The 12585-nt window shown below is 55.9% G+C and carries 9 protein-coding genes; 4 read left to right on the top strand and 5 right to left on the bottom strand.

Translation table 11 applies throughout. The features are described from left to right. Window positions 1–514 precede the first annotated feature (514 nt). A complete protein-coding gene (gene lrhA, locus ACL2XF_RS02645; RefSeq protein WP_410014205.1) occupies window positions 515–1450 on the bottom strand; it encodes a transcriptional regulator LrhA in 936 nt (311 codons plus the stop codon). Between the two features lie 1032 nt (window positions 1451–2482). On the opposite strand from lrhA, the gene ACL2XF_RS02640 reads away from it, so the two are divergent. Together ACL2XF_RS02640 and yfbR are read left to right on the top strand one after the other, a co-directional pair. Then, complete coding sequence (locus ACL2XF_RS02640) at window positions 2483–3697, top strand: pyridoxal phosphate-dependent aminotransferase (protein WP_410016764.1); 1215 nt, start codon at window positions 2483–2485, stop codon at window positions 3695–3697. 102 nt (window positions 3698–3799) lie between these two features. Then, window positions 3800–4399, top strand: a complete 600-nt coding sequence (yfbR, locus tag ACL2XF_RS02635) for a 5'-deoxynucleotidase (protein ID WP_410014204.1) — start codon at window positions 3800–3802, stop codon at window positions 4397–4399. 48 nt (window positions 4400–4447) lie between these two features. Here the strand turns inward: yfbR and ACL2XF_RS02630 are convergent, their stop codons facing one another. The 4 genes from ACL2XF_RS02630 to yfbV all read right to left on the bottom strand — a co-directional run bounded on the left by ACL2XF_RS02630 (window position 4448) and on the right by yfbV (window position 8224). Then, window positions 4448–6322, bottom strand: a complete 1875-nt coding sequence (locus ACL2XF_RS02630; RefSeq protein WP_413727942.1) for an SLC13 family permease — start codon at window positions 6320–6322, stop codon at window positions 4448–4450. Between the two features lie 54 nt (window positions 6323–6376). After that, window positions 6377–7036 carry a sugar phosphatase gene (locus ACL2XF_RS02625; protein WP_413727941.1) on the bottom strand — a complete coding sequence of 220 codons (660 nt, stop codon included), beginning with the start codon at window positions 7034–7036 and terminating at the stop codon, window positions 6377–6379. Between the two features lie 23 nt (window positions 7037–7059). Beyond that, window positions 7060–7554, bottom strand: coding sequence for a YfbU family protein (locus ACL2XF_RS02620; protein WP_410016763.1), 495 nt, complete (start codon window positions 7552–7554; stop codon window positions 7060–7062). 214 nt (window positions 7555–7768) lie between these two features. Then, complete coding sequence (gene yfbV, locus ACL2XF_RS02615; RefSeq protein WP_410014201.1) at window positions 7769–8224, bottom strand: terminus macrodomain insulation protein YfbV; 456 nt, start codon at window positions 8222–8224, stop codon at window positions 7769–7771. Between the two features lie 363 nt (window positions 8225–8587). On the opposite strand from yfbV, the gene ackA reads away from it, so the two are divergent. Both ackA and pta read left to right on the top strand, forming a co-directional pair. Beyond that, window positions 8588–9790 (top strand): acetate kinase, encoded by a 1203-nt coding sequence (gene ackA / locus ACL2XF_RS02610; protein WP_410014200.1) that lies wholly within the window; start codon window positions 8588–8590, stop codon window positions 9788–9790. A 78-nt stretch (window positions 9791–9868) separates the two neighbouring features. Next, the gene (gene pta, locus ACL2XF_RS02605) at window positions 9869–12019 is read left to right on the top strand and encodes a phosphate acetyltransferase (protein WP_410014199.1); all 2151 of its coding nucleotides are present in this window, start codon (window positions 9869–9871) and stop codon (window positions 12017–12019) included. Window positions 12020–12585: the final 566 nt, after the last annotated feature.

The raw sequence follows: 12585 nt of genomic DNA, 5'->3' as shown, positions 1-12585 counted from the left end.
AACCTTTTGTCAACTTGGACAAAAGAAACTTCATAGTAATTTACACAGTTAATATCTAATTAACATTTGATGCGCACGATTTTAGCTTAATCGAGTCAGTGTTGCGCGCCAGCAACATAGCAATAACATAGGGCGGTTCTATGACACCATGATTGCCCGCAGGTAACTATACCATTTTCAGGCAAAATCACGTTATTCCGCGCAATCGGTAAGGGCAAAATTTGATCCAGGGCACAATTTTGCAACTAATCAGAATAAAAGATGCACATTCTGTGCGCCATTAACCAAAAAACATTATAGAAACAGTGTTTTGATTTAGTTGGCATGAATAAAAAACAACCAGTTCTGGTGTGCGCGCGCTAATGCGCGACGGAGATGACGGACCGGGGATACCAGGCGGGAAGACTGTATTTTAAGACCTGTTGAAATATAAAACTACATTATTACAGCATAAATTATATTTTACGAAAAATTAAGCCCCATTTTCAGGGGCTTAATATCCAGTTGATTTCATTTATTCGTCACTGACCGTGAAGCTTTCCCCCTCCCCTTTTACCGGGCGGGCCACGTCTGGTTTATAGGAGTCGTTACCGGTCTGTACCGCGCTGAAGATAGCCATGGCCAGTTCATTCTCGCACTGGGGATGTTTACACAGGACATACTGCGTATCGGGCAGCGTCGGCAATCCTTCGTTTTGCCCCAGCACCCGCAGATCGGAACTCATCATCTCCACCGGCCGGACGGTAATGCCCAATCCCGCTTTTACTGCGGCGCGCACGGCGGCCAGGGTAGAAGCAGTGTAGGCGATGCGCCATGAGATGCCGGCGGCCTGCAGTTGCTCGATGGCCATGGCGCGAAAGGGACTGGGCTCATCGGACACCACCAGCGGAATAACTTCCCCTGGAATAAAGCGGTAATCCGACGAACAGAACCATAACGTCGGCGACGAACGCAGCGTAACGTAAGGATGATTTGGATTAGTCAATGTTGTAATAGCCAGATCCACTTCGCCGTTTGTCAGCATTTCCTGCATCAAAGGGCTGCGTTTGACATTAACGTCAATCGCTAATTTTGGATAGATCCGCGTTACACGACTGAGTAAGTAAGGCAAAATTGAGTCGGCAGTATCGTCGGAAGCACCGATGGTCAGCACCCCCTGGATATTACTGTACATCAAGGAAGTACATGCCTCGTCGTTATACAGTAAAATTTTCCTGGCATAACCCAGCAATTGTATTCCGTGTTCGGTCAACAGCTTATTGCGACCGTGACGGGCAAACAACTCTTTGCCGACAAGTTGTTCTAATCGTTGCATTTGCTGGCTGACAGCCGACTGTGTTCGACATACTGATGCTGCAGCGGCCGCAAAGGTGTTGAGATCAGCGACTGCAACAAACGTTCTCAATAAATCAAGATCAAGATTGAGCACTGGACGATTTGCATTGGTCATAATATTGTCTTCACTTTTGTATTCTAATTACACACTACTACCCTGGCGTTTCAAAAAAATCATTTCCAAGCTAAAACTGTTATGAGCATATCCCCTTCATACCATAGCGACGTTACCACGGCCGTTATGTTAACTGGTACATGCTTTAATCTCTGGGGAGTTCGCACTCATCAAACAAAGCTCTAACCGATATAAAAGGTAGCCCCGGTCCTCGAAATCCAGCCCTCGTCCTGGATGAGACACTAAATTTCACAATGATATCATTTGCATAGCGCAGAAAAAAAATCCGTAACGGCTTGAATGACACATCAAAACTTAAATGTAATTTATTAAAACCGGCCTTGGTATTTAAAATAAATGTTGAATATTACCGGTTAAGTCGTATTTTCTTATCCCAACCGTCATAATTAACATAAATTTTTCTTAACTATTGTTTATACGATCAAAATAAATCTCTTTCTAAATGCACACCTGCATAAATGTATACCATAAATAGCTACCATAAACGAAACAACAATAATTTGTAAGCATCAAAATGTGACCTTTATTTTTCTATGGATAAATGTTCACAAACAGATGAAGTGGCAATACTTTACCCCGATAAAAAGTGTGATGCGCGTCAGGCAAAGCGGGTTAATTTTCCCGCCGTGTTTTACCCTTGGGGAAGCGATATAATGGTGTCGCTTACTGTAACCTTGTCCTCGTCGGCTGACCGCCGCCCACCGCCTTTCATTTAGCAGAGTAACCTTTATCAGGTCCAAGTAGTATAAAAAATACGCAAAAAATCGCAAATTAACTGTTCTTATAGGATTTTAAAGCATTAAAATCTTGACATGATGGTGTTTTAATAGTTTTTTAATCTAAAAAATTAGCGAAGAAAATAAATTTTTAACTGTTTCTTATTTTCCATCTTAACATTCGATGCGCATCCACCCGTTATCCTTCAAAAAATCAGAGCGGAAGAGTACATTATGCAGAACGCGTGATTCCATGGTTGGAATACGTTTACCTGTGAGAAGGCCTAATATCGTGATTTCACCTGTAGAAAAATCCAGCAAACTGGAAAATGTTTGTTATGACATTCGTGGTCCGGTGCTGAAAGAAGCCAAGCGCCTGGAGGAAGAAGGCAATAAAGTCCTCAAATTGAATATCGGCAATCCCGCCCCGTTCGGCTTCGATGCGCCGGAAGAGGTACTGGTGGACGTTATCCGCAATCTGCCGACCTCGCAGGGCTATTGCGATTCCAAAGGCCTTTATTCGGCGCGCAAGGCGATTGTGCAGCACTACCAGGCGCGCAATATGCTCGACCTGACCGTCGAGGACGTTTTTATCGGCAATGGCGTATCGGAGCTTATCCAGCAATCCATGCAGGCGCTGCTCAATACCGGCGACGAAATGCTGATCCCGGCGCCGGATTATCCCCTGTGGACCGCCTCGGTGTCCCTCTCCGGGGGCAATGCCGTGCATTACCTGTGCGATGAAGAGGCCGGCTGGTTTCCGGATCTGGACGATATCCGCCGCAAAATCACCCCGCGTACCCGCGGCCTGGTGATTATCAATCCCAATAATCCGACCGGGGCGGTATACAGTAAGGAAATGTTGCTGGAACTGGTGGAAATTGCCCGCCAGCATAACCTGATCATCTTCTCAGACGAAATCTACGATAAAATCCTTTACGACGCGGCGCAGCACCACTCCATCGCCGCATTGGCGCCGGATCTGCTGACGGTCACCTTCAACGGACTGTCCAAGACCTACCGCGTCGCCGGTTTTCGCCAGGGCTGGATGGTGCTGAACGGGCCGAAAAAACACGCCCGGGGCTATATCGAGGGGCTGGAAATGCTGGCGTCGATGCGCCTTTGCGCCAACGTCCCCATGCAGCACGCCATCCAGACCGCGCTTGGCGGCTACCAGAGCATCAGCGAGTTCATCGCGCCGGGCGGCCGGCTGTATGAACAGCGCAACCGCGCCTGGGCGCTGATCAACGATATTCCCGGCGTGTCATGCGTCAAACCCAGCGGCGCGCTGTATATGTTCCCGCGCATCGACGCCCGGCGCTTCAATATTCTTGATGATCAGAAGCTGGTGCTCGATTTGCTGCTACAGGAAAAAGTGCTGCTGGTCCAGGGCAGCGCCTTCAACTGGCCGTGGCCGGATCACCTGCGCATCGTGACGCTGCCGCATGTCGACATCCTGGAAACCGCCATCGGCAAACTGGGGCGCTTCCTGCAGCATTATCATCAGTGACCCACGCCGTTCGGGCCAGCCCGGCACGGAACCGGCGGATTTGCATAATCCGCCGGCTGTGCGCACAATAGATCCCTTATTCACCTGCCGTAAGGGCGCATCATGACCCAAAGCCACTTTTTTGCCCATCTTTCCCGTTTGAAACTGATTAACCGCTGGCCGCTGATGCGCAACGTCCGCACCGAAAACGTCTCCGAGCACAGCCTGCAGGTGGCGTTTGTCGCCCACGCCCTGGCGGTGATCAACAACCGTAAGTTCGGCGGCGCCCTGAACCCGGAGCGCATCGCGCTGCTGGCGATGTACCATGACACCAGCGAAGTATTGACCGGCGATATGCCGACGCCTATCAAATATTTTAACGCGCAGATGGCCCACGAATATAAAAACATCGAGAAGATCGCCCAGCAGAAGCTGATTGACATGTTGCCGGCCGAGCTGCGGGACGACTACCGCGCCCTGCTTGACGACGATTATTACCAGCCAGAGGAAAAAGCGGTGGTGAAACAGGCGGATACCCTGTGTGCCTACCTGAAGTGCCTGGAAGAGATCTCCGCGGGCAATAATGAATTTACCATGGCGATGGCGCGGCTGGAAAAAACCCTGGAGCAGCGGCGCAGCCCGGAGATGGAGTACTTTATCCGGGTGTTTGTGCCCAGTTTCAGCCTGTCCCTGGACGAGATCAGCCAGGACACGCCGCTCTAGCCCCGTACCTCCGTCCGGATACAGTCGTGCCGGGCGCACGCCGTGAGATCAAAACGGGTAGAGTATCGGCACCAGCACCACGCTCACCACCATCACCAGCAGGGTAAACGGCACGCCGATACGGACAAAATCGCCGAACTTATAGCCTCCCGGCCCCAGCACCAGGGTATTGACCGGCGACGAGACCGGGGTCATAAACGCCGAGGACGCGGCGATGGCGATAATCATGGCGAAGGGATAGGGCGACACCGCCATCTCGTTGGCCGCGGCGACCGCGATCGGCGCCATCAGCACCGCGGTGGCGGTATTGGAGATAAACAAGCCGATAACCGCGCAGAGGATAAACAGGCTCAGCAGCATGATATGCGCCCCCGCCCCGCCCGAGATATCCATCAGCAGCCGCACCACCAGGTCCACCCCGCCGGTTTTCTGCAGCGCCAGCGCAAAGGGCATCATGCCGACGATAAGGATAAGGCTCGGCCAGTGGATGGCGCGATAGGCGCTTTCCATATCGATACAGCGGAACTTGCCCATCAGCACGCAGGCGATGAGGGCGGCGATGGGGTTGGGTATCTCCTCCGTCAGCATCATGGCCACCATCAGCGCCAGGCAGAAGAGCGCGTGGGGCGCCTGGCTCACCGCCGGCGCCACGTCGTCCACCTCGGCCGGCAGGTTCAGTACGATAAAATTGTTTTTCTTCAGCTGCAGCTGGCGAATCAGCTTCCAGTCGCCAATCACCAGCAGGATATCCCCAAGCGTCAGCTCCTCGTCAATCAGCTTGCCCGCCATCGCCTCGCCGTTGCGACGGATGCCCACCACGTTAACGCCGTAGCGGCTGCGAAAGCCCACCTGGCGCAGCGTCTTGCCCACCAATTCGGAATCGGGAATCAGGCTCACCTCCGCCATGCCCACATCCCTGGCCTGTTCGGAGAAATATTCGCCGCGCAGCACCATGGGTTCCAGCTGCTGCTCGCTGCAAAACTGTCGCAGATCCACCTCGGAGGCGGACATATCGATTAATAATACATCGCGCTGGCGCAGTTCGGTATTGCCGCCGGCGCTTACCATTACCCGGCGAAATTTGCGCCAGCGCTCGATGCCGACCACGTTGGCGCCGTAGCGATCGCGCAGCCTGAGGTCGTCCAGGCGCTGGCCGATAAGCGGCGAGCCGGGGCGCAGGGCCAGGCGACGCGCGCGGCCGGTCAGCTTATAATCGCGGATCAGATCGCGGAACGTCCGGCGCTGCCACTGCTCCCGCTCATGGCTGGCCTCGCCGCCGCCCAGCCAGTAGCGCGCCACCAGCATATAGCCGACGCCCAACGCCAGCACCACCACGCCCACCGGCGTAACGGCGAAGAAGCCGAAGCCCTCGGCGCCGTCGCGCACCAATTCGCTGTTGACCACCATATTGGGCGGCGTCGCCACCAGGGACATCATGCCGCTTATCAGGGCGGCAAAGCTCAGCGGCATCATCATGCGGCTGGGGGAGGTTTTCATGCGCTGCGACACGCTCAGCACTACCGGGATGAATATCGCCACCACGCCGGTGGAGCTCATAATGGCGCCCAAGGCGGCGACGGTGATCATCAGCAGGATCAGCATGCGGGTTTCGCTTTTGCCCGCCACCCGCATCAGCCACTCGCCGACCTGGTAGGCGATGCCGGTACGCACCAGGCCCTCGCCGACGACAAACATGGCGGCGATCAGTAAGACGTTGGGATCGCTGAAGCCGGCGGTGGCTTCCGGCAACGATAGGGTGCCGCTCAGGACAAAGGCGATGATCACCAGCAGCGCCACCACATCCATGCGCACTTTGTTGGTGGTAAAGAGAAAGATAGCGATCAACAGCAGGGCCAGCACCCAGATGAGTTCGTTATTCACAACGTTTTCCCGGATTATAAAGCGGTGTCTGCGGCCAATCATGCCATAAAAAAGCCCCGGGATGGCGGGGCTAAATCATTAAACAGTTGATTTCTCTCAAGCTGTGCGCAGGCTGACGCGCGCACCCTGGCCGTCGCGTTCAATCACCAGTTGTTCCAGGGAGGTCAGGAGCAGGCCGATCGCCTCTTTCTGCGGCGTTTCCGGCGGCGGATTGACCGCGATGACCGGACAGCCGGCGGCCAGGCCGGCCTGGATGCCGGCGATGGCATCCTCCACGACGATGCAGTCCACCGGCGCAAACCCCAGTTTTTTCGCGCCCAGCAGATAGGCGTCCGGCTGGGGTTTGCCGCGGGCGACCTGCTCGGCGGTGATAAGCCATGCCGGCTGCGGCAGGCGCCCGGCCCGCAGCCGCGCGGTGGCCACCGGCATCGACCCGGAGGTCACGATGGCCCAGGGAATATCCAGCGCGTTGAGCCGGTTAAGCAAATCCACCGCCCCGGGCAGCGCCGTTACCCCGTCGATGCACTCCGCCTCGAACTTTTCCAACGCGCTGAATTCGGACTGGATGCGTTCTTCGCTTTCCCCCGGCATAAAATGGCGCAACGACGTAATAGCCTGTTTGCCGTGGATAAAGTTCAACACCTCGTCGACGGGAACCCCCCGCCGCCTGGCCCAATTTCCCCAGGCTAATTCCACCACCGGCAATGAATCAATCAAGGTTCCATCAAGGTCAAATAAAAAACCTTTACACAGCACAGGCATATCTCCGGGTTAAGCCGTCAGGCATTGATAATTTGCGTAATTTCCACCGCGCTGAGATGATATTGGCGCGGGCAGGATTGCCAGACGGCCAGCATTCGCAGATATTTATCCCACATCTTGGTCTGGGCGTTGAAACCGTGGGTGCCGGAATCAAAGTGAGTGTAGCGTCCCTCGGTAAAGACCATAAAGCGTACATAGCCCAGGTAACGCGCCTCGGTGGCGGCGTCAAAGCCAAGGAACGCCAGGCGACGCTCGTCGATGTCCTGTTTTTCCTTCAGGTTCGACCAGGAGACCTGCAGCGCGTGGTGCAGTTCCATGATATCGATAATCGTGCGGCAGACGTCTTCGCTCAACTGGCCGAAATCACGGTCCAGCTCGCGCATCTGCAGGCCGTAGCCGCGTTCCACAATGGTTTGCTGACGGCGATAGCGTTCGCCGTTGTCCGGGTCCAGCATGGACATCATCTTATACTGGTTGGACAGAATTAACCGTTGGGCGTTTGTCATCTCCATCATCCACTCCTGATTGTATACCGTGGGGCGCCGAACTGTTCGCGCCAATGGCGAGCGCCGCCCCGTGGGTGCCTCTAGTCGTCTGGCGCTAGCATCGCATAATGCGTACGATGGCGGTACCGGAAGCCGGCGCTTTTTTGATTTAAGACAGCAGGTGGCGAAATATCGCCCGTCCGCTGCCCGGGGCGGCGGCTGGCGGACAGCGACATAACGCTTATAAATCGTCCAGGAAGGCTTTATCCAGCAGCTTAAACGCACGCTTAAGCACGTCGGCCAGCATTTGATAGGTCGGCACGCCTTCCACCGGCGCCAGCGCCTGACCCGCCTCGTTAAGCTGATGGCGTACTTCATGGAACCAGTGCAAAAGCGTGGGGGGCAGCGGCGTCACGGAGCGTTTACCCAGCCACCACAGCCCCTGCATCGGCAGGCTGCAGGCAAAGATGGCGGTGGCCACCGCCGGCCCAAGCTGGCCGCCGAGGGCGATTTGCCAGGTCAGGGTAAAGACCGCCACCGCCGGCATGTAGCGCACGGCAAAGCGGGTGGCCGCGATCATGCGGTTTTCAGGAAAAAGCGGCGCCAGGCGTTTCTCGGTCGGCCAGGTTTTCATATAATCTTGTCCGCGCTGGAAAATTTTGTACCAGCTTACCGAACCGGAAGGAATTGTCGCCATAGCGGGCCTCAACTTTACGAATAAAAATTAAAATTTTTGTGCAAAATCACAATCAAATTGTATAACTTTTAAATATATTTTGTCTTTACTACCGGCAATCGTTATCCTTATTGCCGCCTTATGGCTGGCCCCTACGCACCGTTTGCGCCGCCTGAGCAGCACGATTCCGTGTAATGTCGCTACGATTAACCGCGATAAGTAAACACGTGTTTCAAAAAAATGTTTAACTTCAACAGTTTTCGATTTCATGTCAAATAAAACGCACTTTGGCATGATGTTAATCATAAATCTCAACGGCGTAATGCGCTACGCTTTATAGCTGATTGATGATTTATTAACCATGCACAACAAATAGGTACTTCCATGTCGAGTAAGCTAGTACTGGTTCTTAACTGTGGCAGTTCATCCCTAAAATTTGCCATTATCGATGCTGCCAACGGTGAAGAACATCTCTCCGGCCTCGCAGAATGTTTCAACCTGCCGGAAGCGCGCATCAAATGGAAGATGGACGGCGGCAAGCACGAAGCTGCGTTAGGAAACGGCGCCGCGCACAGCGAAGCGTTGAGCTTTATTGTTAATACAATTCTCGCTCAAAAACCAGAATTATCAGCGCAGCTCACCGCAATCGGCCATCGCGTCGTTAATGTTGGCGAAAAGTATACCGCCTCCGCCCTGCTCTCGGACGATGTGCTGCAAGCCATCAAGGATTCCATCCCGTTTGCGCCGCTGCATAATCCGGCCCATATCATCGGCATCAACGAAGCGCTCAAGGCGTTTCCAAAACTGGCCGACAAAAACGTCGCCGTGTTCGATACCGCCTTCCATCAGACCATGCCGGAAGAGTCGTTCCTGTATGCCCTGCCCTATGCGTTATATGAAGAGCACCGCATCCGCCGCTACGGCGCCCACGGCACCAGCCACTACTTTGTGACCCATGAAGCGGCGCGCATGCTGGATAAACCGGTGGAAGACGTCAACCTGATCACCTGCCACCTGGGCAACGGCGGTTCGGTTACCGCAGTGCGCAACGGCAAGAGCGTTGACACCTCCATGGGCCTGACCCCGCTGGAAGGCCTGGTGATGGGCACCCGCAGCGGCGATCTCGATCCCGCCATTATCTTCTTCCTGCATAATGCCATGGGCATGTCGGTTGAACAAATCGATAAACTGCTGACCAAGGAATCCGGCCTGCTGGGCCTGACCGGCGTCACCAGCGATATGCGCTGGGTTATCGACAATTACGATACGAAACCTGAAGCCAAGCGCGCCATGGATGTCTTCTGCCACCGCCTGGCGAAATATATCGGTTCCTATACCGCCCTGATGGACGGTCGCCTGGACGCGGTGATCTTCACCGGCGGCATCGGCGAAAACGCCGCCAAGGTGCGCGAACTGACCCTGGGCAAACTGGCCCTGCTGGGCTTTGAAATCGACCAGAAGCGCAACGAAGCGGCCCGTTTCGGCAACAGCGGCGTGATCACCACCGACGCCAGCCGTCCGGCGATTGTCATCACCACCAATGAAGAACTGGTCATTGCCCAGGATGCCGCCCGTCTGACGGCGTAACAGTATCTCCGTTCCGCCGGACAAGCGCCGGCGGAATACTTGTTTGACTAACGAGCAACCGTTGAAAGAGGTTTAGCCGTGTCCCGTACAATCATGTTGATCCCAACCGGCACCAGTGTCGGCCTGACAAGCATCAGCCTGGGTGTCATTCGCGCCATGGAGCAGAAAGGCGTGCGCCTGAGCGTGTTCAAGCCGATCGCGCAGCCCCGTGCCGGCGATGACGGTCTTGACGCCACCACGAATATTATCCGCGCCAACTCCACCATTCCATCCGCCGAACCGCTGCGCATGAGCTATGTGGAGTCGCTGCTGGGCTCCAACCAGCAAGACGTGCTGATGGAAGAGATCATCGCCCGTTATCATGACAATACCAAAGACGCGGAAGTGGTATTGGTGGAAGGCCTGGTGCCGACCCGTAAACATCAGTTCGCCAACGCGCTGAACTATGAAATCGCCAAGACGCTGAACGCGGAAATCGTCTTTGTGCTGTCGCTCGGCAACGATTCGCCCGATCAGCTGAAGGAACGCATCGAGCTGGCCCGTTCCAGCTTCGGCGGCAGCAAGAATAAAAGCATCGTCGGCGTTATCGTCAATAAACTGAACGCGCCGGTGGACGAACAGGGCCGCACCCGTCCGGACCTGTCGGAAATCTTTGACGACACGCCCAAGGCCAGCGTCGCCAATATCGATCCGAAGCAGCTGTTTGAAAACAGTCCGCTGCCGGTACTGGGTTGCGTACCCTGGAGCTTTGACCTGATTGCCGTGCGCGCCATCGACATGGCCAGGCATTTGGGCGCCACCATTATCAACGAAGGCGATATCCAGACCCGTCGCGTGCGTTCGGTGACCTTCTGCGCGCGCAGCCTGCCGAACATGCTGGAGCATTTCCGCCCGGGTTCGCTGCTGGTGACTTCCGCCGATCGTCCCGACGTGTTGGTTGCCGCCTGTCTGGCGGCCATGAACGGCGTGGAACTGGGCGCCATCCTGCTGACCGGCGGCTATAAGGTGGACGAACGCATCCAACGCCTGTGCGATCGCGCCTTCCTGACCGGCCTGCCGATGTTCACCGTGCAGACCAATACCTGGCAGACCTCACTCAGCCTGCAGGGCTTTAGCCTTGAAGTGCCGGCCGACGACCATAGCCGGGTGGAAAAAGTGCAGAACTACGTTGCCGGTCATATCGACAACAACTGGATCGAGTCCCTGACCGCCAGCTCCGAGCGTTCGCGTCGCCTGTCGCCGCCGGCGTTCCGTTATCAGCTGACCGAGCTGGCGCGCCAGGCCGGCAAGCGTATCGTGATGCCCGAAGGTGATGAACCCCGTACCGTGAAAGCGGCGGCTATTTGCGCTGAACGCGGCATCGCGCATTGCGTGCTGTTGGGCAATCCGGACGAAATCCATCGCGTTGCCGCCGTGCAGGGCGTGGAATTGGGTAAAGGCATCGAGATTATCGACCCGGAAGTGGCCCGCGAACGTTACGTGGCCCGTCTGGTGGAGCTGCGCAAGAGCAAAGGCATGACCGAAGTGGTCGCGCGCGAGCAGTTGGAAGATAACGTCGTGCTGGGCACCCTGATGCTGGAACAAGGCGAAGTTGACGGCCTGGTATCCGGCGCGGTTCACACCACCGCCAATACCATCCGCCCGCCGCTGCAGTTGATCAAGACCGCGCCGGGCAGTTCGCTGGTGTCCTCGGTGTTCTTTATGCTGCTGCCGGAACAGGTGCTGGTGTATGGCGACTGCGCCATTAATCCGGACCCGACCGCGGAACAACTGGCCGAAATTGCCATTCAGTCCGCTGATTCCGCCGCGGCCTTTGGCATCGAACCGCGCGTGGCGATGATCTCCTACTCCACCGGCACGTCCGGCGCCGGCAGCGATGTGGAAAAAGTGCGTGAAGCCACCCGTCTGGCGCAGGAAAAACGTCCTGACCTGGTGATTGACGGTCCGTTGCAGTACGACGCCGCCATTATGGCCGATGTGGCGCTGTCCAAAGCGCCGAATTCGCCGGTTGCCGGTAAAGCTACCGTGTTCATCTTCCCGGATTTGAACACCGGCAACACCACGTACAAAGCAGTGCAGCGTTCAGCCGATCTGATCTCCATCGGGCCGATGCTGCAAGGGATGCGCAAGCCGGTTAATGACCTGTCGCGCGGCGCGCTGGTGGACGATATCGTTTATACCATCGCCCTGACCGCCATCCAGTCCAAACAGGCTGAAACGGCTAAATAAGCCCGCTGGCCCTGTCAGTAGTAAGCACAACGCCGGCGCAAGCCGGCGTTTTTATTTGTGCGGGTAGCCTTGATACGCCTTGTCTGGGATGGGTGGTTACGCGCCTACCGCGCCAGGGGACTTCGGTCGGGCGGAAAATACATGCCCGGTTCGCCTCTCCATTGGCATGCGCTTCCCTTAACACGCCGGGTGTAGGTTCCGCGATCGCGGTCCCGGGTCCTGGCGGGCTATGGGAGTCCTAGGGTCGGGCCCTCTTGGGCATCCGTCAAGGTCAACGTCGCCACGTCGATGTCGCCGGGGTGGGGGTTGCGCTGGCGGCGTGCGGGGGATTTATGTTGCTATGGCGATGGTTTCGCTTGCCGTGCGTTCGGCGGTTATATGGAATGCCGGGTGCCGGCAAGCGATAAGGAGGCCGTACCGCGACGGCCTCCTTGACCTCCGCGCGCCCGGAAGGCAGCGCGCTTTATGCCGGGGCATATGTCGCTGTTGGTAATGTATTTTTTTAAGCGATAGCGGCGCTGTTGTGTTGGATAGGGTCTGGCGTCGGGATAGGTTAACCTGCTTGC

This window comes from Sodalis sp. RH19, assembly GCF_047324215.1.
Taxonomy (GTDB): Bacteria; Pseudomonadota; Gammaproteobacteria; order Enterobacterales; family Enterobacteriaceae; genus Acerihabitans.
The sequence above is the reverse complement of the archived record's forward strand: the minus strand, read 5'-3'. Positions and strand labels throughout refer to the sequence as shown.